The 18,580-nt window shown below is 62.3% G+C and carries 17 protein-coding genes; 10 read left to right on the top strand and 7 right to left on the bottom strand.

Annotation, left to right across the window (positions count from 1 at the left end; genetic code table 11):
• Positions 1-3,174, bottom strand: a complete 3,174-nt coding sequence (locus R2R70_RS04465) for an EAL domain-containing protein (RefSeq protein WP_410977379.1) — start codon at positions 3,172-3,174, stop codon at positions 1-3.
• Positions 3,175-3,500: 326 nt separating this feature from the next.
• On the opposite strand from R2R70_RS04465, the gene R2R70_RS04460 reads away from it, so the two are divergent.
• From R2R70_RS04460 to R2R70_RS04435, 6 genes are all read left to right on the top strand, one after another.
• Positions 3,501-4,022 carry a CidA/LrgA family protein gene (locus R2R70_RS04460; protein ID WP_215822922.1) on the top strand — a complete coding sequence of 174 codons (522 nt, stop codon included), beginning with the start codon at positions 3,501-3,503 and terminating at the stop codon, positions 4,020-4,022.
• The gene (locus R2R70_RS04455) at positions 4,019-4,747 is read left to right on the top strand and encodes an LrgB family protein (RefSeq protein ID WP_054557016.1); all 729 of its coding nucleotides are present in this window, start codon (positions 4,019-4,021) and stop codon (positions 4,745-4,747) included. Before R2R70_RS04460 ends, R2R70_RS04455 begins: the two co-directional genes overlap by 4 nt.
• Before the next feature lie 323 nt (positions 4,748-5,070).
• On the top strand, positions 5,071-5,946 hold the full coding sequence (locus R2R70_RS04450) for a hypothetical protein (RefSeq protein WP_410977378.1): 876 nt from the start codon (positions 5,071-5,073) through the stop codon (positions 5,944-5,946).
• A gap of 147 nt (positions 5,947-6,093) precedes the next feature.
• On the top strand, positions 6,094-6,756 hold the full coding sequence (locus R2R70_RS04445; protein ID WP_410977377.1) for a response regulator: 663 nt from the start codon (positions 6,094-6,096) through the stop codon (positions 6,754-6,756).
• Positions 6,753-8,171, top strand: coding sequence for an ATP-binding protein (locus tag R2R70_RS04440; protein WP_410977376.1), 1,419 nt, complete (start codon positions 6,753-6,755; stop codon positions 8,169-8,171). The genes R2R70_RS04445 and R2R70_RS04440 overlap by 4 nt, the downstream gene beginning before the upstream one ends.
• Before the next feature lie 224 nt (positions 8,172-8,395).
• A complete protein-coding gene (locus tag R2R70_RS04435; RefSeq protein ID WP_054557012.1) occupies positions 8,396-9,169 on the top strand; it encodes a 3-hydroxybutyrate dehydrogenase in 774 nt (257 codons plus the stop codon).
• A 152-nt stretch (positions 9,170-9,321) separates the two neighbouring features.
• On the opposite strand, the gene R2R70_RS04430 is transcribed toward R2R70_RS04435, so the two are convergent.
• The 5 genes from R2R70_RS04430 to R2R70_RS04410 all read right to left on the bottom strand — a co-directional run bounded on the left by R2R70_RS04430 (position 9,322) and on the right by R2R70_RS04410 (position 13,652).
• Complete coding sequence (locus R2R70_RS04430) at positions 9,322-9,858, bottom strand: response regulator transcription factor (protein WP_043336058.1); 537 nt, start codon at positions 9,856-9,858, stop codon at positions 9,322-9,324.
• Positions 9,859-9,890: 32 nt separating this feature from the next.
• Positions 9,891-11,162, bottom strand: coding sequence for an ATP-binding protein (locus R2R70_RS04425; RefSeq protein WP_410977375.1), 1,272 nt, complete (start codon positions 11,160-11,162; stop codon positions 9,891-9,893).
• 155 nt (positions 11,163-11,317) lie between these two features.
• The gene (locus R2R70_RS04420) at positions 11,318-12,865 is read right to left on the bottom strand and encodes a DASH family cryptochrome (protein ID WP_410977374.1); all 1,548 of its coding nucleotides are present in this window, start codon (positions 12,863-12,865) and stop codon (positions 11,318-11,320) included.
• Entirely contained in the window at positions 12,852-13,019 is a 168-nt protein-coding gene (locus tag R2R70_RS04415; protein WP_410977373.1) for a DUF2256 domain-containing protein, read from the bottom strand. Before R2R70_RS04415 ends, R2R70_RS04420 begins: the two co-directional genes overlap by 14 nt.
• A gap of 114 nt (positions 13,020-13,133) precedes the next feature.
• The gene (locus R2R70_RS04410) at positions 13,134-13,652 is read right to left on the bottom strand and encodes a MarR family winged helix-turn-helix transcriptional regulator (RefSeq protein ID WP_410977372.1); all 519 of its coding nucleotides are present in this window, start codon (positions 13,650-13,652) and stop codon (positions 13,134-13,136) included.
• Between the two features lie 248 nt (positions 13,653-13,900).
• Between R2R70_RS04410 and hmgA the strand changes: the two genes are divergently transcribed.
• From hmgA to maiA, 3 genes are all read left to right on the top strand, one after another.
• Positions 13,901-15,229: a homogentisate 1,2-dioxygenase gene (gene hmgA, locus R2R70_RS04405; RefSeq protein ID WP_410977371.1), complete on the top strand. Its 1,329-nt coding sequence runs from the start codon at positions 13,901-13,903 to the stop codon at positions 15,227-15,229.
• 109 nt (positions 15,230-15,338) lie between these two features.
• Positions 15,339-16,358 (top strand): fumarylacetoacetate hydrolase family protein, encoded by a 1,020-nt coding sequence (locus R2R70_RS04400; protein ID WP_410977370.1) that lies wholly within the window; start codon positions 15,339-15,341, stop codon positions 16,356-16,358.
• A gap of 145 nt (positions 16,359-16,503) precedes the next feature.
• Positions 16,504-17,154, top strand: a complete 651-nt coding sequence (maiA, locus tag R2R70_RS04395; protein WP_410977566.1) for a maleylacetoacetate isomerase — start codon at positions 16,504-16,506, stop codon at positions 17,152-17,154.
• Positions 17,155-17,227: 73 nt separating this feature from the next.
• On the opposite strand, the gene R2R70_RS04390 is transcribed toward maiA, so the two are convergent.
• On the bottom strand, positions 17,228-18,010 hold the full coding sequence (locus R2R70_RS04390) for a cation transporter (RefSeq protein ID WP_410977369.1): 783 nt from the start codon (positions 18,008-18,010) through the stop codon (positions 17,228-17,230).
• A 68-nt stretch (positions 18,011-18,078) separates the two neighbouring features.
• Here R2R70_RS04390 and R2R70_RS04385 point away from each other — a divergent pair, with 68 nt between their 5' ends.
• Entirely contained in the window at positions 18,079-18,561 is a 483-nt protein-coding gene (locus tag R2R70_RS04385; RefSeq protein ID WP_410977368.1) for a MerR family transcriptional regulator, read from the top strand.
• The last annotated feature ends 19 nt before the right edge of the window (positions 18,562-18,580 follow it).

Genomic DNA, 18,580 nt, shown 5'->3' with positions numbered 1-18,580 from the left:
TCAGCCAGTTTTAGGAGCAAGAGGCTGCGCCACCCGAGCGTCATTGACCCGTGAGATCGGGCTGGAGTCCGTGCCGCCGGTATGTCCCTTGCCGTGGCCGTCATCGGTATTGGAGCAGATGGCGAGTGTCTCGAGTGGCTCCGGCATGCCCAGTGCATAGCCCTGCACATAGTCGGCGCCGATGGTGGCGACGGAGGCGAGCACTTGCGCACTTCCCACGAATTCCGCCACGGTCTTCATGCCCATTTCACGCGCGACCTCGGCAATGGCGCGGGCGATGGAGTAGGAGACGCGGTTGGTGTCCATGTCGCGAATGAAGGCGCCATCGATCTTCAGGAAGTCGACGGGCAGGTTTTTCAGGTAGCCAAAGGATGACACGCCACTCCCGAAGTCATCCAGCGCGAAGGAGCAGCCGAGTGCACCGAGTGCCTCGAAGAAGGCACGAGCGTCACCCAGCCGCGTGATGGCGACGGATTCGGTGATCTCGAAACACAGCTTGTCACCCGGGATGCCACTGTCGCGGACCAGCGTGACCAGCAGGTCGCGAAAGCTCGGGCTGCTGATGGAATGCCCGGAGAGATTGAGTGACACCATGGTCAGTCGCTGGGCATGCTCAGGGTGCGCCGTCAGCCAGCTCAGGTATTGGCGAACGACCTGTTCATCGATGGCGGCTGACAGGCCATAACGCTCCGCCGCAGGCAGGAAGGCGCCCGGCGCAATGATGGTGCCGTCCCGGCCTTTCAAGCGCACAAGCACTTCGTAATGTAGCTCGCAGTGCGGGTCGTAGCCAGGCTCTGCGTTGTCAGCTTGTGCAGTGGCGTGGGTGCTGACAATCGGCTGTTGGTAAAGCACCAGACGCTGTTCTTCGATGGCCGCGGTGATTTCTGTCAGCCAGTGCATTTCCTGCATGCGCCGAGCTACCTCGTCACCGGATTCACTGTGGCGATGAATGCGGTTACGCCCGGCATCCTTGGCTTCATAGCAGGCAGCGTCGGCGGCACTCAGCAGTTGGTGCGGGTCGTTGTGATTGCTGTCGATGCTGACGAGGCCAATGCTGGTACTGATGGTGAACAGCTTGTCTTCCCACATGAATCGGAAGTTGGTGACGGACTGGCGCATCTCTTCGAGCAGCGGCTCGGCGGCGTCCAGCGACATGTCTGGCATCAGCAAGCCGAATTCATCCCCTCCCAGGCGCGCGAGACGATCCTGCTTGCGCAATCCGGCGGCAATGACGTCGACCAGCTGGATCAATAGCGCATCGCCGGCCGAGTGGCCGCAGGTGTCATTGACGACCTTGAATTGGTCCAGATCGATGTAGGCGAGACAATGCAGTGCGCGAGTGGCGCGTGCATCATCGCAAAGTGTCGTCAGTTCACGCTTGAAGGCGCCGCGATTGAGCAAGCCCGTCAGGCTGTCGTGATTGGCCTCGTGAGCCATGCGCTGCGACATGGTGTGATTGAGCGTATTGTCGATCAGCGCCAGCAGCGTATAGCCATCCTGGTCTGGCGTCGCCTCGACCGCAGAGACACTGATCTCTGCATGCACCGAGTTGCCGGAGGCATGGATGAAGCGACATTGCTGGGTAAAGAAGTCCTTGCGCTGCTCGATCAGCGCCTGATGTTGCTGCAGGAAGCTTTCCAGGTCTTCCGGCTCGATCAGTTCGCGTATCACACTCTGCGACAAGGTGGCGGCGGTGTAGCCCAGGATGCTCTCGAGTCGTTGATTGACGCGCAACAGCTGGCCACTGGTGCTCAGGTGCGCCATGCCGACAGCGGAATGCTCGAAGGTGGCGCGGTAGCGTCGCTCGCTCGCACGCAGGCGTTTCTGAGAGGCCTGTTGCTCGAATTCGGTCATGAGCTGTGAGACGTGATCCGCCACCGAGGCCAGAAACGCCTGCTCATCATCTGCCCATTCGCGTGGGGCATTGCTTTCCGTGCAGCAGATGACGGCCACCACCTGGCCCGCCACACGGATCGGGCTGTCGATGATGGCCTTCACGCTGCAGCGGAAGGTGCCATCAAACAGCAATTCCTGATTGGCCTTTGTCACATCGGCCAGGGCGAGAGCATGACCGGCATCCAGAGCCTCGAAATAGACCCGGTTCTGGGTGCGGGTAAGGCGAGTGGGGACTGTGCTATGCGTGGCATCGTGCGGCGGTGGGACCCACGTATCATGGACATGGGCCAGCGACAGGCAGTCGCGGTCTTCATTCATGTACCAGAAGCTTACCTTGCGTATCTGCAGGCCCTTGGCGACTTGCTCACATAACCACGGCAGCAGGCTGTCGAGCTGCGCGTTCTCATCGTGGCGGGTGTTGCCGAGCTCGATCAAGGCCGCCTGCTGACGTTCATAGCGGCGCAGCTTGTCGGCCTGGGCATCCTTGGCCAGATGCTGCTGATGGATATCCAGCAATGAGCCGATGAAGCGGTAGGGCGCGCAGTTTCTGACCTCGAATTGAGCGCGCAGCTCAAACCAGCGATGATCTCCCTGCTGGGTGCGGATCAGCAACTCGCAATTGAAAGGTGTCCCGCTCAGTCGCTTGGCGTTGATCAAGGCCTTGAAGTCGTCACGCATGTCGGGCGCGACTCTCTCATGCAACGCCTCGAGTGCGGTGTCGAGTGTGCCGGCTTCATACCCCAACTGGTTTTCCAGGCGGGTAGAGATGGTCAGTCTCTCGTTGCCTGTTTTCCACTCGATGATGCCATCGGAAATGCTGCGCAATATCCAGCTGGCGCGCGACTGACTGTCTGCGAACTCTGCATTGAGGTAGCTTTGATTGACCTGACGTTTCAGCGCCTCGGTCGCCAGGCTCGCGAGCTTGTCCAGCCGGACGAGGACGTCCGGGCTGGGCAATTGTTGACGCGGCTCAGCGTCCGCCAGGCTCATGCAGCCGATTATCTCGCCATTGTCTGCCTTGAGGGGCAAGCCGATGTAATAACGAATGCCGTCGGCAAGAACCGATCTGCAACCGGCGAGTTCCGGTTGTCGACGGGCGTCACACGTGATGAGGGGACTGGCTTGCAGTACCGCTGCGCCACACAGCGCATCGTTGATGGGGACGGACTCGTGCACGTTGTCGTCCAGACTCAACCAGCGCTTGAGCTGCTCGCCATCACGCAGGTTGATCATCGCAATGGGAGCGCCAGCCAGGTCGGCAGCCAGTTCAAGGATCATCAGGGCCTGATGATCCTCTTCATGCCGCAATGTCTTGATCCAATTGGGAATAATGGATGTATCAAGCCCGAGAGAATCTGGCATCGTGTCGCAGCCTTCCCTGTCTGTAACGGTGATGGGGGATCAAGAAAGATCGCAGATTACCACAGTAAAGCGTTGCCTCACCGTTGTTGGGGTTAAGAGCACTGAGAGCACTGAGGGCAGCAAGGGCGCTGGGGTCTTGAGGATGCCGGGAGGGAGAGGCAAGGGCGTCAGGGATGGCTGTGACATAATTGTCAGCATGGCGGCCTGACGGGCTGACACGGTCAAGAGGAGTCTGTAAGGAAATGGCGTTGATCAAGGGGTTCTGCATCTTGCTGCTTTGCCAGTTTCTCGGCGAGGTGACGGGGCGTGCGTTGTTGCTTCCGGTGCCGGGGCCGGTACTGGGAATGTTGTTCCTGTTGCTGGGGTTGATGTTGCGAGGGCGGCTGCGTAAACGGTTGTTGCCTGCCCCGGACAGAGAGGGGGAAGGAGTGCTGCGTGTTGACGAGAATGCGGATCGAGACCTCGGTCAACGTCAGCTGGCCCGAGCGCTGCTGCGGGAACGTGTGCCTGCCAGTCTCAGGCTTGCCAGCAATGGCCTGCTCTCGCATCTGTCGCTGCTGTTCGTGCCTGCGGGCGTTGGCGTGATGGTCCATTTCGAGCTCATCGCACGCGATCTCACCGCCATCGCCATCACGCTGGTCGCGTCGATCGCGGTTACCCAGTTCGTCACGGCCTGGCTATTGCAGCGCTTGATCGATCGAGGTTCTGCGACACCGAGTGGAGCAGGGGGCAAGTCACCCAGCGCCGATGAGGTGTCCTCATGAATCTGGCCCCGCTTGACGCCCTGTGGGTGTACCTGAGCGCTTCTCCGTTGCTGCATCTGCTGTTGACGCTGGTGGCCTTTCTGCTGGCGACGGCGATCAATCGTCTGGCCCGGGGCGCATCGCTGGCGCATCCGGTACTGGTCTCCATCGCGCTGATCATCGGGTTTCTGTGGTTGACGGATACCGACTATCCCACCTACTTCGAAGGGGCCCAGTTCATCCACTTCCTGCTCGGGCCAGCCACCGTCGCGCTGGCGGTACCGCTGTTTGATCATCTCGATCGGGTTAAGCAGATGCTGTGGCCACTGCTGACGGCCTGTTGCGTCGGTATCGTCACTGCCGTGACCACCACCCTGGGTCTGGCGCTGGCACTGGGGGCACATACCCAGGTGGCCTTGAGCCTGGCGCCCAAATCCGTCACATCGCCGATCGCGATGGGGATCGCCGAAAAACTGGGCGGTATTCCCTCGCTGACGGCAGGGCTGGTGCTGCTGACCGGCACTCTGGGCTGTGTGGTAGGCCCCGTTGTCATGCGACTGGCAGGGGCGCGAGACGATACCGTCAAGGGCTTCACCATGGGCTTGTCAGCGCATGGTATCGGTACCGCCTTCTGCTTCTCGTCGGTGAGCACGTTGGCGGGTGCCTTCGCTGGCATGTCGATGGGGCTGACCGGTCTGCTGACCGCCTTCATCGTGCCGCCTATCGTCAGGCTGTTCGGCTTCTGAGCATGAGGGGCATTGGTGGAGAGTCGAGCTGGGGGTGAGCAAGCGGCGAGCAAGAAGCAGGCAGGCCAGCGCTATCGTGACATCGTCTTGTGAGAGCTTAAGTTTGCGTTAAGCGCAGCCATTCATGCTGGTGATCACTCCATGGTTCAGCTCAGCGCTTGCGTGTTGGCCATGGGAATCGCCAGCACGTCTTGTGAAGATGTCACCTCGTTGCCACATGTCTGTCAGTGAGCTGATCGATCATGCTCCTACGCAGGTCCACAAGGCGTGGCATTCACTCGCGCCTCTGTGGCTGGCAATGCCTCGACCCAAGGAAAGCCCTCATGTTCACCTCTCTTGCACGCACAGTTCTTGAACGCACTGGTCTTGCCCGCACCGCTGCAAATCTCAAGCCCGCTGGCCTTGCCGGGCATCGTGTACTGGTCGAGGCGCCGATGGCCTCCAGCTGTCGAGAGCTCTGTTGGCAGCTGGCCGCAGCAGGGGCTGCATTGATTCTGGTCGAGCGAGAGGGGGATGACCTTGCCTTGCTGTGCAGGTTGTTGCCCACCCCGAGTGGCCAGCAACACCGCCGCCTGTCACTGACGCACGCAGATGTGAGGGGTGACGCGCTATGCACGCAACTGCACAACATCCCGGCTTCGGAGCGCCCCGATACCTTGCTGAGCCTGCCGGGCGATGGCCGCTGGCATCTGGAGAGTGGCCGCGCCTGGCATGTGCTCGAGCGTGGGGGGTGGCCGGCCGAGGTGCGCGCCAAGGTACTGGAGTGTCTTGAGCTTCATGGCTCGGCGGATGGCCGACGCGCGCTGCTGGAGCTGATCGTGCAGGCAGACGGCGACTTTTTCGTTCCGCTGCCGGCAGCGAAGCACTCTCGTATCCGGTTGCATACCCCGGCGCTGATCACCGGTGAAGAGGACCCTCTGTTGATGCGCCTGGCGCGCCATCAGGGCAATCATCCTGTCAGTGTGGCACGTCAGGCGCGCAAGCTGATCTTCCGACTGCGGCTGGCGCGAGCCAGGCACCCGCTCGCGTATGGCTGGTTGTTGGCGGGTGAGGCGTTGCGGCGGGTCATCGGCGGGCCGCGCCGCATGCTGGAGCGTGGCGCGCTCGGGTTGCGCGAGCAGAGGATGCTGCTGACGGCGCGTCTGGCCCGGTGGCGCCATGCCCGACACCAGGGGCGTCGCGCACGCAGCGGTGTGTAATGGCTGGCTGATCCATCGACACCGGCGATGTGCTATCCCGCAGTATGCTTGCAACGTCCGTCACCTTTCGGTGGCGGACGTCTTGTCTCATGTCCCCTCATGTCCCGATATGACATGGCAGAATCAGAACGATTTCAAGGAGTCCAGATGCGAGTTCTGCTCGTCGAAGATGATCCGTTGTTGGGCGAGGGGGTCAGCCATACCCTGCGCCGCGAGGGCATGAGCACTGAATGGTTGAAGGAGGGCGCCAACGTCGCCGCCACGCTCAAGCATTCGCCCTTTGATGTGCTGGTGTTGGACCTTGGCCTGCCGGATCTCGACGGTCTGCAGGTCTTGAGTCACCTGCGCCGTCAGGGCCAGACGTTGCCGGTATTGATCCTGACGGCACGTGATGACATCAGCGACCGGGTACGTGGTCTGGACGGCGGCGCGGACGACTATCTGGTCAAGCCGTTCGACATTGCCGAGCTGGTGGCGCGTCTGCGTGCGTTGGTCAGGCGCCATGCCGGGCAGGCCAACGGTTGCCTGCAGCTGGGGCCGTTGCGCATTGATCAGGCTGGCCGCACTGTCACGCTCTCCGGTAGTGAGGTCGCGCTGGGGCGGCGCGAGTTTGATCTGCTGGAGTTCCTGCTGCTGCACCCCAGTCGTGTCTTCAGCCGGGATCAGCTCGTCGAGCAGCTCTATGGCTGGGATGGCGATGTCGAGAGCAATGTCATCGAGGTACATGTGCACCATCTGCGCCGCAAGTTCGGCACCGGGGTGGTCAAGACCGTGCGCGGCGTGGGCTATCGGCTGGGGGAACTCACGTGAAATCCATCCGCAGTTTCCTGCGGCGCAACCTGATCGGTGGCGTCGTGGTCGTGCTGGGGACGGCCGCTGCCTGGAGTTACTTCGATTCCCGCGAGCAGATTGATGAGCTGTTCGATGCTGAGCTGGCCCAGAATGCACGCATGCTGGGGCGACTCTATCAGTCCCGACTCGCCTCGTTGACACCGGTCGAGCGTCAGGAAACGTTGCAGCAGATGACATCGGGCCAGTTCAGCCTGCGTCCGCCCTCCTTGAGCTTTGCCGATGGCCACGAGAAATCCCCGCTGGGACATGTCTATGAAGACAAGCTGATCTTCCAGATGTGGGATGCGCTGGGCCAGCCGTTGCTTGGCCTCTCGTCACGCTCAGTGGCGCTCGATTACCTGCCGGTGCCCGGCTATGGCAGGCAGCATGACAATCACCATGACTGGTTCACCTTCACGCTGTATTTCCCCGAGAGTGGCATCTGGGTCACGGCGGCCCAGCGTGAAGATGTGCGCGATGAACTGACCGGCCAGATTGCGTTGCACAACGTGCTGGCGCTGGTGGTCGGGTTGCTCGTGATCGCCTTGCTGATCGGTGTGGCGGTCTCGCGGGGGTTCCGCCCCGTATTGCGTATCAGTCATCAGATCACGGCCCGTCAACCCGGGTACCTTGAGCCGCTGAATGCCAGCGAGGCGCCGGACGAGATACGCGGCATGGTGGATGCCCTCAATGGACTGCTGGCGCGTCTGGCGGACACCCTCGACAAGGAGCGGCGCTTCACGGCCAATGCCGCCCATGAATTGCGGACTCCCTTGGCGGGCATCAAGGTGCATGCCCAGAATCTGGAGGCCGATGCCAGGGATGAGGCCTCGCGGCGCTCGGCACGCATGATCGTGGATGGCGTCAATCGCATGACGCGGGTAGTGGAGCAGCTGTTGACCCTGTCACGGCTGGAAAGCGGCGCAGAGGCACCGCGTCGTCCGGTCGATCTCGCCCAGCTGACCCATGAGCTGGCGCGGGACCTGGGCCCCATGGCACGCCAGCGAGGCATCAAGCTGCATATCGAGGTTGCGCCCGGCGCGCAGCTGGTCAGTCACGAGAACGGCCTCTACGTGCTGCTGCGCAATCTGCTCGACAATGCGCTGCGCTATACGCCAGAAGGCGGAGAGGTGCATCTGGATATCCGCCGCGACGACGCTGGATGGCGCATGGAAGTGGCCGATACGGGCCCCGGAATCCCGCTGCGTGAACGCGAGCGCGTCTTTGAACGCTTCGTGCGTCTGGCCGGCCAGAGGACTCAAGGTTCCGGGCTGGGCCTTTCCATCGTGCGCGAGCTCGCCGAACGTCTAGGCGCAGCGCTGGCGCTGAAGGAGAGCCCCTTGGGAACGCCGCAGGCCCCGGGGCTGCTGGTGCAGGTTCGCTTCCCGTCATAGCAGGTTCGCTTCTCGTCGTGAATAGCGCCTGTCGGCCGGGTTGCGTCAGCGGAGGCCAATGATTGCGTCGAATGCATCATGCGGCTGTGATGCTGGCTGGCGCTCGATAATGCCAACGGGGAGTGCAACTCGGCGATGGTCGGGTGGCAAAGACGGCTAGATTAGCGCTATCTTCATTATATGTTGCAGAGCAGCATGACATTCCCCTCTGTCAGGAGATTCGCATGAGTGAACAACAGTCTTCCCCTGTCCGTGTTGCACTGGTGACCGGCACCGCCAGTGGTATCGGCGCCGCCATCATGCAAGCGATGTGCGATGCCGGGCATCAGGTGCTGGCGGTCGATTTCAGTGATGAGGGGGCAGAAGTCGCCGACAAGGCAGGGGCTGCCTTCTTCAAGGCCGACCTGACGGATGCCGAGCAGTGTCGCGCGGCGGTGGATGAAGCTGTGTCCCGTTTCGGGCGCCTCGATATCCTGGTCAACAATGCCGGTATCCAGCATGTCGAGCGCATCAAGGACTTCCCCGAAGCCAAGTGGAATCAGATCATCGCCTTGATGCTGAGTGCGCCGTTCACGCTGATCCAGGCGGCCTGGCCGCACATGGAGAAGAATGGGTATGGGCGCATCGTCAACATGGCGTCCATTCACGCCCATGTCGCGTCACCGGGCAAGGCGGCCTACGTCAGTGCCAAGCACGGCCTGATGGGGCTGACCAGAACCGCTGCGCTGGAAGGGGGCGAAAGCGGCATCACCGCCAATGCCATCTGCCCGGCCTACGTGCGCACGCCGCTGGTCGACAAGCAGATCGCCGAGCAGGCCAAGCTCAATGACATGCCCGAGGATGAAGTGATCGAGAAGATCATGCTCAAGGGCGCGGCGATCAAGCACATGATCGATCCCTCCGAAGTGGCGGACATGGCGGTATGGCTGGCCTCCGACAAGGCAGGCTCGGTGACCGGCTCCAGCTTCAACATGGACCTGGGGTGGACGGCGCAGTAACGGCGTACCCTTGAAGACCAGCTAATTCCAGTCAATGCAGAGACACGAAGCCCTCAACATCGATTCGCGCTTGCGAGCGAGGACGGTGAGGGCTTTTGCTTGGCCGGCAGCAAAGTGTCGCCTGGGATGTAGACCAGGCCAGGGGCGCGGTCTCAGCGCTTGACCGGGCGCTTCTGCAGCTTGCGTTGCAGGGTGCGGCGGTGCATGCCCAGGGCGCGGGCGGTGGAGGAGATGTTGCCATCGTGCTCGTTGAGCACCTTCTGGATGTGCTCCCAGGTCAGGCGGTTGACCGACGGCGGGTTGTCGGAGATCTCGGCGGCAGGGTCGCCGCCTTCGCGGTTGAAGGCGTTGAGAATCTCGTCGGCATCGGCGGGCTTGCACAGGTAGTTGACCGCGCCGAGCTTGATGGCTTCCACCGCGGTGGCGATGCTGGAATAGCCGGTCAGCACCACGATACGCGTGTCAGGCAGCAGGGCGATCAGCTCGGGCAGCAGCTTGAGGCCGGAGCTCTGCTCGAGCTTCAGGTCGAGCGTGATCAGCTCCGGGCGGTGGCTGCGTGCCACGCTGAGTGCCTGGGCTTCATCACGGGCCACTTCCACTTCATAGCCGCGACGCGTCATGGCGCGCGCCGTGACCTGGCAGAAGAATTCATCATCGTCGATGATCAGCAGTCGGGTTGCATCGCTCATCAGGGTTCTCGCTTGGGCGGTCTTTGCCGCCATCATGTCAGATGAAGGGGGAGGCGCACTTCCGTCAAGGTGCCGCCATCTTCGTGGTTGTACAGACTGACGCCGCCACCGAACCGATTGATGGTGGCATGCGTGAGGAACAGGCCGATGCCCATGCCCTTGGATTTGGTGGAGATGAAGGTCTCGCCGAGCTGATCCGCCACCGCCATGGGCACACCATCGCCATGATCGCGGATATCGATCAGCACTTCCTGATCGCGTTGCTCCAGGGTGATCTCGATATCATCCGGGCAGGCGTCAGCGGCATTGTTGAGCAGGTTCATCAGCGCCTGCTCAAGCGTTGTGTCCACCAGCATGGAGGCCTGTTCAGCGCCGGGCGTCACCTCGACGCTATGCTGCACGTCCGGGCGCACCACCAGCCAGCGCTGCACGATTTCCTCCAGCCACTGGGCGGCATTGATGGGTTGGGGCTGCTCCATGCGGCGGCGGTCGGCTGCGGCCACCATCGCCTGCAGGCGTTGCTTGCAGGTGTCGACCTGACTGCGCAGCAGGGCAAGATCATCCTCTAGCTGCGGGTCGCCCTTGTCCTTGGCATCCTCACGCATCTCGCTCAAAAGCACCGCCATGGTGGAGAGCGGGGTGCCCAGCTCATGCGCGGTGCCGGCGGCCTGACTGGCCACCGCCAATACCTGCTCGCTGCGCAGGGCGGCCTCACGCGTGGTGGACAGCGCCTGATCCCGGGTGCGCAGGGCATGGGCCATCTTGTAGATGAAGTAGGTCACCAGCGACGCCGACAGGCCGAAGTTCAGCCACATGCCGATGACATGCAGGCTGATGCGTCCGCCCAGCTCATAGGTCGCCAGCTGCGGCACCGGCTCATAGAACACCATCAGGAAGCTGTAACAGCCCATGCCGACCGCGGCAATCACCCAGGCATAACGCCAAGGGAGCGTTGCGGCCGCCATGGTCACCGGCACCAGATAATAGGGCACGAAGGGGTTGGTGGAGCCACCGGTATGGAAGAACAGCATCGTCAGACCGGCGATATCCACCAGCAGGTGAATCAGGTTCTCGGTGTCGGTGACGGGATGCGACTGCCCGAGGCGCCACCAGGTCGCGACATTGACCAGCCCCATCGCGATGATGATCGAGATGACGGGCAGCACGTTGAGCTGAAAGCCGATGATCTCGATCCCGAAGATGATCAGGATGAGAAAGCCGGTCCAGGTGATGCCGCGCGCGATGGTCAGACGAATGAGATTGCGGTGCGGCGTGGACAGTGGTGGCGGTAGCGGCTGATTCATGACGACTCCTGCGAGGAATGCGGCCATGATAGTGAATAAGGCTCATAAAGTGCAGCCCTGACGGCCAGTTAGCGCCAAGGCGCCATGCAATCCCCTGCGTTGCTTTCTCTTCGTTGTGCCCGCTTTGTGGCGCTCTCTTCGTGGTTCAACGCTTGTCAGCCTCGCTCGAAGGAGCCACTCAGCCAGGGCGTCACGCGTGTCGGTGTGATGTCGGCCAGATGGGCCTCCCAACCCTCGACATGCGTGAGAGGCTGGCGCGGGTAGTGGCCCGCTGATCCGTTGCGCCCTGCGCTGCTTGACCAGGCGAGCCAGGGCGCATGGCGCTGCATGCCGGCGGGTAGTGTCGCAAGCTCCGGTATCCAGCGGCTGACGTAATGGCCGAGAGGATCATGCTGGCGTGCCTGCTTCATCATGTTGAAGTGGCGATCCCCGCGCGGATCACGTCCGATACCCGCCAGATAGCGCCAGTTGCCCCAGTTGGAGGCGACGTCGTGATCCAGTAGCTGATGCTCGAACCAGGCCGCTCCTTGGCGCCAGTCCACGCCAAGGTCCTTGACCAGAAAGCTCGCCACGTTCTGGCGCATGCGGTTGCTCAGCCAGCCGGTAGCCGCCAGTTCGCGCATGCCGGCATCGACCCACGGCACCCCGGTCATTCCGGTCTGCCAGCGTTCAAGCGCTTCCGACGTCTGCGCATGGCTGCGCGGCTGAGCCGCGTCGTGGCTTGGGGACTCGCCCGTGAAGGTGTGCCTGCCCAGCCGCCGTGCATCCCAGTGGAAGTACTCGCGCCATAAAAGCTCGACGCGGATCCAGTCGCTGTTTTTGAAGGCAGCCTGCGGATGCGCGCAGTCCTCGGGCAGTGTGGTCTGAAAGCGGTGCAGCGTGTCCAGTATCCGCCGCGGTGACAGACAGCCCAGTGCCAGCCACACGGAGAAGCGGGTCGAGAAATCTGCGCCGCTGAGACGATTGCGGGTGGTCTTGTACTGGCCGGCGAAGGCCGGGCTCAGGTAATCCTGCAGGCGCTGCAAGCCGGCGGGCTCTCCGGGGGCAAAGGTGTATTCGCCACGGGTGTCGGCCTGCCAGTGGCGAGCCTTGAGCAGGTGCCTGGCCGTGCCCTGAAAGCCGCGAGGGGCGGACTCTGGCCAACCGGGGAGCGTGGACGGCGCGTCCAGCGGGGCAGGCATGTCGGTGAGGCTCGGGCGTGCCTTCTCCAGCTTGCGCCGGAAGGCACTGAAGCTCTCGGGGAGTGCGGCGAGTGGTTCCGGCAGCTCGTCTTCGTCCAGCAGCAAACCACTGTTCAATTGCCGCAGGCGACACTGGCTTGCCACCGCGCGTTGCTGGCGTTGTTCCACCACGCCCGTGGCGCGGCGCGTGATGACGCCTCGGCAGCCATATTGCCTTGCCAGTTGCCCAATCAGCTGTGCCGCGTCGCCATGGAGGATCAGCAGGTCACTGCCCAGTGCCTGAAGTCGCGTGCGCAGCGATTCCAGGCTCCCGAGCAGGGCATGTTGCCGTCCCATGCTGAGCGGCTGCAGGCGTGACTCTCCGGCACTGACGCTGCCGAAGGGCTGAAAGGTCGTCTCCGCCACCACATGCACGACCAGCAGGTGCGAGGCTTGCTCCTCGAGCGCGGCTTGCCACAACGGGTTGTCATACAGGCGCAGGTCCTCGTTCAACCATACCAGCCAGGGGTCAGTGGACGTCATCGCGCGCCTCCCTTGCCAGCTGGCGTGCGTTGCGACGACAGCGCTGACTGCAATGGCGTACGTCGTCCCAATAGCCCTGCCACTTCTTGCGCCACGTGAAGGGGCGCTGGCAGGTCTGACATGGCTTGCTGGGCAGGTGCGGTTTGCGATGCATGCTGGCAAGGCTCCTTAAAAACAGTACGCAACCTATACCATAATTGTACGTCACGCGAAATGGCGGCCAGGAAATCCCCTGTCATTCAGTTGATGAGCGCCTTGCATGCCTGCCTCAGTCGCTGCCCGGCAGTTGATCCAGTTGTCGCTCCAGAGTCTGCATGGTGAGCAGCAGATCACGGTATTGGCGTGCATTGACGGCGCCGAGCAGCTCATCCTCGAAACGCCGCGCTTCGGGAATCAGCTCGGCGAGCATGGCCTCGCCCTCGGCGGTCAGGACAAGCAGCTGCGCACGCTGGTCCTGCTCGCTCGGACGACGCAGGATCAGTTCACGGCTCTCCAGTGATTTGACGGCGCGCGAGACGCGTACCTTGTCCATGTGGGTGCGCAGGCTGATTTCCCGCGCGGTCATCGGCACGCCGCGGCTCAACCAGGCCAGCAGACGCCACTCGGCGACATTGATGGCGAAGCGCTCGCCATAGCGGGCGAACATCGCCTCACTGGTGCGCTCGGCCAGCCGGTTGAGGCGATAGGGCAGGAACTGGTCAAGATCCAGCTCGCAGCGGGGCGTGTCCTGTGAGGCATCCCCATCAAGGGCATCGCGCGCTTCGGGAGTGTCATCAGTGCGTTGCATCGAGAGTTACCTGTCTCGGTGAGAGGGCTGACCTGCGTTGTCACGACAGTGCAGGGCGGTCGGATCAGGTTACCGATGTTACCACTTTCGACAGCGAGCAAGACAAAAGTCGAGCACTTGAGCGATTGCCAAGGTATGGATCTGTCTATATGGTTTCATGTGTAACTAGTTGAGGGCGGTGGCGGCATGTCGTGCCGTGGATGCCCCAGGTCATCAGGAGCCGCGAGCCCACAAGGAGATGAATCGTCATGCGCGAGCGCAATGCTGAGTGTCATTATCACGCCGGTTTTCGAAATCATGTCTCCAGCGAGGCGTTGCCTGGCGCCTTGCCGCAGGGCCAGAACTCTCCCCAGCGTTGCCCCTATGGCCTGTACGCGGAGCAGTTGAGTGGCTCGGCCTTCACCGCGCCGCGTAGCCACAATCTGCGCAGCTGGCTTTACCGCATTCGGCCCTCGGTGGTGCAGGGTGCCTATCAGCCCATGGAGATGCCGCAGGTCGCCACCGCACCGCTGGCCGAGGGAATGCCGGATCCCAACCCGATGCGCTGGGACCCCATCGAGTTCTGTGCCGGCGATTTTCTGGAAGGCCTGATCACGCTGGCGGTCAATGGGGACGCCCAGGCGCAGCAGGGCTGTGCCACGCATCTCTACGCCTTCTCTCGCGGCATGCAGCAGCGCTTTTTCTACAATGCCGATGGCGAATTGCTGATCGTGCCGCAGCAGGGTGCCATCGAGGTACGCAGCGAGCTGGGCCTGCTGGAAGTCGCCAGCGGCGAGATCGTCGTGATTCCGCGTGGTATCAAGTTCCAGCTCAATCCGCTGGCGGGGCACGCGGAGGGCTGTCGAGGCTATGTGGCCGAGAACTATGGCGCGCCTCTCGAGTTGCCCTCGCTGGGACCCATCGGCAGCAATGGACTGGCCAATCCGCGTGACTTCCTCGCGCCATCGGCGCGTTTCGAGGACGAAGCCGGTGACTTCACGCTGGTGGCCAAGTTCGGCGGGCGTTTCTGGCGCGCGAGCCTGGGTCATTCGCCGCTGGATGTCGTGGCCTGGCACGGGAACTACGCGCCCTACAAATATGATCTGGCAACCTTCAATACCATCAATACGGTCAGCTTTGATCACCCTGACCCTTCGATCTTCACCGTGCTGACATCACCGTCTGACACCGCCGGGGTCGCCAATCTCGACTTCGTGATCTTCCCGCCACGCTGGATGGTCGCCGAGAACACTTTCCGGCCGCCGTATTTCCATCGCAACCTGATGAGCGAGTTGATGGGGCTGATCCATGGCGAATATGACGCCAAGCGCGAAGGCTTCCGCCCGGGCGGCGCGAGTCTGCACAACGCCATGACCCCGCATGGCCCCGACGCTGCCACCTTCGAGGCCGCCAGTCAGGCGGAACTTGCCCCCCGCTATCAGGGCAATACGCTCGCCTTCATGTTCGAGAGTCGCTATCTGTTCCAGCCCACCCCGCAGGCCCTGTCGTCGAGCGCTCGTCAGCGCGACTACGGCTCGGTCTGGCAGGGGCTCGCGTCTCACTTCACGCCTCACACCACTCCTCAATTCACCCCTTGATTCACTCCTTAATTCACCCTGCATCAGTGATGACCTTTGACTGTTCATCGTCATCCGACCCCAGGCAATTCCTGCATTTTTGCTCACGTTGCTCTTCAAGGAGGCACCCATGAAATTCGCTACCTACCAGGATGGTTCCCGTGATGGAACGCTGCTGCTGGTCTCCCGTGATCTGACCCACGCCGTCAAGGTCGCGGATGTCGCAACGACCCTGCAGGCGCTGTTGGAAGACTGGACGTCGCTGGCGCCCAGGCTCGAGCAACGCTACGCGGCGCTCAATGATGGCACGCTGGCGGACGCCATTGCGCTGGAAAGCCAGGCGCTGCATTCCCCGCTGCCGCGCAGTTATCAGTGGGCAGACGGCTCGGCGTATCTGAACCATGTCCAGCTGGTGCGCCAGGCGCGTGGCGCCGAGATGCCCGAGACCTTCTGGCATGACCCGCTGATGTATCAGGGCGGCAGCGACAGCTTCCTGGCCCCCAGCGCCGATATCGTATGCGTCAGTGAGGAGCATGGCATCGATTTCGAAGGCGAGATCGCCGTCATCACCGATGATGTGCCGATGCACGTCAGTCCGGAACAGGCCGAGGACCACATTCGCCTGTTGATGCTGGTCAATGACGTCAGTCTGCGTGGGCTGATCCCCGGCGAGCTGGCCAAGGGCTTCGGCTTCTTCCAGGCCAAGCCGTCGTCAAGCTTCTCGCCCATCGCCGTGACGCCGGATGAGCTGGGGGATGCCTGGCAGCAGGGGCGCGTACATCTGCCGCTGAGCGTGCATCTCAATGGTGAGAAGTTCGGTGAGCCAGAGTCCGGGCCAGACATGATCTTCAGCTTCCCGCAGCTGGTGGCGCATGCCGCGAAGACTCGCCCCCTGGGCTCCGGTGCGATCATCGGCTCAGGCACCGTGTCCAATCCCGGCAAGGATGGCGGCCCCGGCAAACCGATCAGCGAAGGGGGCGTGGGCTATAGCTGTCTGGCGGAAGTGCGCATGGTCGAGAAGATCCTGTTCGATGAGATTCGCACGCCCTTCATGCGTTTCGGTGATCGCATCCGCATCGAGATGTTCGATCGCGATGGTCAGAGTATCTTCGGCGCCATTGATCAGCAGGTGACGCAGTTGGACGCCTGAGGGCGTCGTCGTGAGGTAGAACTTCTCAGAGACACGTCTCGGGAAGACGTCGTGTGCCGGTAAGCCTCAAGCCAACTGGGTGCGAGGTAGTGCGAAGGGGCGGCCGGCACCCAACCGCGTCACAGGGGAGTGCAGCATGAGTTCAATGAGCCTGTATGGCTATTACCGTTCATCTACCAGCTATCGGGTAAGAATCGCGCTGGCGCTCAAGGGGATAGAGGTCGCTCAGGTGCCGGTCAATCTGCTCAAGGGCGAACAGCGCAGCGAGGACTATCTGGCCATCAATCCCCAGGGACTGGTGCCGACCCTGATGGTGGGAGATACCCCAACATCTGTGGCCCTGACCCAGTCACTCGCGATCATGGAATATCTGGAGGAGCGCTGGCCCACTCCGGCGCTATTGCCCTCAGCGCCGGAAGCGCGTGCGAAGGTGCGCTCACTGTGCCAGTTCATGGCCTGTGAGATGCATCCGCTCAACAATCCGCGCGTGCTCAATTATCTGACCGATCGGCTTGAGGTCACCCAGCAGCAGCGCCTTGAGTGGTATCGACACTGGGTCGCCGAGGGCTTCGCGCGTCTGGAAGTGATGCTGGCGGAAAGTGCAGGGCGGTTCTGCCATGGCGATAGCCCGGGCATGGCGGATGCCTGCCTGATGCCCCAGCTCTACAATGCGCGCCGCTTCGAGTGTGAACTCAAGGACTACCCGAGGATTCTGGCCATCGAGGCGGCCTGTCAGTCACTGGAAGCTTTCCAGCAGGCCCACCCCGAGCGTCAGCCAGATTGTCCGGTGGGCTGATCATTGTCGGTATCCCGACAAGAAAGCGCCTCGGCGGTCTCGACGGGGCGCTTTCTTGTCTCGGGTCATCGTCTCACCGACAGCACTTGCTGGAGCTGTCGCCGCTGGCGGGTGTCTGCTCGACCACCACGGCAGCCGTGGATGGCGCGCAACAACTGCGGGTGGCGCAGGATGATGGCGGAGCGTCAGAGGTTTGCGAGCTTGCGTCTTGCTCATGCTCAGCTTGCGCGCTTTCGGCCTGCTTGGCCTCGCCAAGCTCTACTCGCGCGTCGCGAATCACCTGCCAGGCGGACTGCAGGAAGAGTGCGGCAATCGCCGCCCCCAGCAGCACATCCGGCCAGCGGGAGCCCGTCCAGCCCACCAGTATCGCGGCCCCGAAGACCGAGGCATTGGCGATGATGTCATTGCGTGAACACAGCCAGGTGGAGCGCATGTTCAGATCATCCGACTTGAAGCGCCACAGCAGGCCGAAGCAGACCAGATTGACGGCCAGCGCCAGCAGGGCGAAGGCGCCCATGCCGTATGCGGCAGGGGCGACGCCATGGAGGGCCTGATAGCCCGCCTCGCCAAGGACGATCACGCCCAGCGCCAGCATCACGATGCCTTTCACCAGCGCGCTCAATGCACGTTCACGCACGCTGCGATGCAGGACATAAAGGGTCAGGGCGTAGACGCTGGCATCGCCGAACATGTCGAGTGAATCCCCCAGCAGTGCGGTGGAGCCCAGCCACCAGGCTGCGGTGAATTCGATGAAGAACATGCTGGCATTCAGTGCCAGCAATATCTTGAGCACCTTGCCCTGAGAGGCTCTGAGCTCTACCAGCTCGTCGGACTTGCTTTCGCAACAGCTTTTCATAAGGGGTCTTGGCCTCCTGTCGAATTGCTGACAGCATGGAGGTTATAGTCACTATAAGGTCAAGCATCATGACACAAGGATCCGAGCGCGAGCCGGGAATAGCAGCGCAAGACCCGCAAAGATCATCGGCTTGCACAGGGGCTGTTACAGGGGCGATGAGCATCGGTCAGCTGGCCAAGGCCTCAGACGTCCAGGCGGTGACGATCCGCTACTACGAGAAGCAGGGTCTGTTGGCCCCGCTGCGGCGTGCGGCCAACGGCTATCGTGAATATGGCAATGCACAACTGCGCCGGTTGACCTTCATCCGCCGTTGTCGACGTCTGGGTTTCTCGCTGGATGATATCCGCGCCTTGCTGGGGCTGGCGGATCAGCAGGCGTTGCCGTGCCATCAGATAGATGCGCGCATCGAGGCGCAGCTGGCCGAGGTGCGCAAGCGTCAGCGCGACCTCGCCGTCATGGAGGAGGAATTGCAGCGCCTGACGCACTGCTGCGCCGGCGGGGTGGTGGCGCAGTGCCGTATCGTCGAGTCACTGTCTGAGAGCGAGGAGTAAGGCCCTGGCAGGCAGTTAA

This window comes from Cobetia sp. SIMBA_158 (assembly GCF_046566945.1).
Taxonomy (GTDB): domain Bacteria; phylum Pseudomonadota; class Gammaproteobacteria; order Pseudomonadales; family Halomonadaceae; genus Cobetia; species Cobetia amphilecti.
Note: the sequence above shows the minus strand (reverse complement) of the source record. Positions and strands in the feature narration are given on the sequence as shown.

What these genes read in the sequence shown, in the direction of transcription:
- R2R70_RS04465 (WP_410977379.1), bottom strand. Translation starts at nt 3,174, where the DNA reads ATGATCCTTGAACTGGCTGCCGACCTGGCTGGCGCTCCCATTGCGATG.
- R2R70_RS04460 (WP_215822922.1), top strand. Translation starts at nt 3,501, where the DNA reads ATGGCGTTGATCAAGGGGTTCTGCATCTTGCTGCTTTGCCAGTTTCTC.
- R2R70_RS04455 (WP_054557016.1), top strand. Translation starts at nt 4,019, where the DNA reads ATGAATCTGGCCCCGCTTGACGCCCTGTGGGTGTACCTGAGCGCTTCT.
- R2R70_RS04450 (WP_410977378.1), top strand. Translation starts at nt 5,071, where the DNA reads ATGTTCACCTCTCTTGCACGCACAGTTCTTGAACGCACTGGTCTTGCC.
- R2R70_RS04445 (WP_410977377.1), top strand. Translation starts at nt 6,094, where the DNA reads ATGCGAGTTCTGCTCGTCGAAGATGATCCGTTGTTGGGCGAGGGGGTC.
- R2R70_RS04435 (WP_054557012.1), top strand. Translation starts at nt 8,396, where the DNA reads ATGAGTGAACAACAGTCTTCCCCTGTCCGTGTTGCACTGGTGACCGGC.
- R2R70_RS04430 (WP_043336058.1), bottom strand. Translation starts at nt 9,858, where the DNA reads ATGAGCGATGCAACCCGACTGCTGATCATCGACGATGATGAATTCTTC.
- R2R70_RS04425 (WP_410977375.1), bottom strand. Translation starts at nt 11,162, where the DNA reads ATGAATCAGCCGCTACCGCCACCACTGTCCACGCCGCACCGCAATCTC.
- R2R70_RS04420 (WP_410977374.1), bottom strand. Translation starts at nt 12,865, where the DNA reads ATGACGTCCACTGACCCCTGGCTGGTATGGTTGAACGAGGACCTGCGC.
- R2R70_RS04415 (WP_410977373.1), bottom strand. Translation starts at nt 13,019, where the DNA reads ATGCATCGCAAACCGCACCTGCCCAGCAAGCCATGTCAGACCTGCCAG.
- R2R70_RS04410 (WP_410977372.1), bottom strand. Translation starts at nt 13,652, where the DNA reads ATGCAACGCACTGATGACACTCCCGAAGCGCGCGATGCCCTTGATGGG.
- hmgA (WP_410977371.1), top strand. Translation starts at nt 13,901, where the DNA reads ATGCGCGAGCGCAATGCTGAGTGTCATTATCACGCCGGTTTTCGAAAT.
- R2R70_RS04400 (WP_410977370.1), top strand. Translation starts at nt 15,339, where the DNA reads ATGAAATTCGCTACCTACCAGGATGGTTCCCGTGATGGAACGCTGCTG.
- maiA (WP_410977566.1), top strand. Translation starts at nt 16,504, where the DNA reads ATGAGCCTGTATGGCTATTACCGTTCATCTACCAGCTATCGGGTAAGA.
- R2R70_RS04390 (WP_410977369.1), bottom strand. Translation starts at nt 18,010, where the DNA reads ATGAAAAGCTGTTGCGAAAGCAAGTCCGACGAGCTGGTAGAGCTCAGA.
- R2R70_RS04385 (WP_410977368.1), top strand. Translation starts at nt 18,079, where the DNA reads ATGACACAAGGATCCGAGCGCGAGCCGGGAATAGCAGCGCAAGACCCG.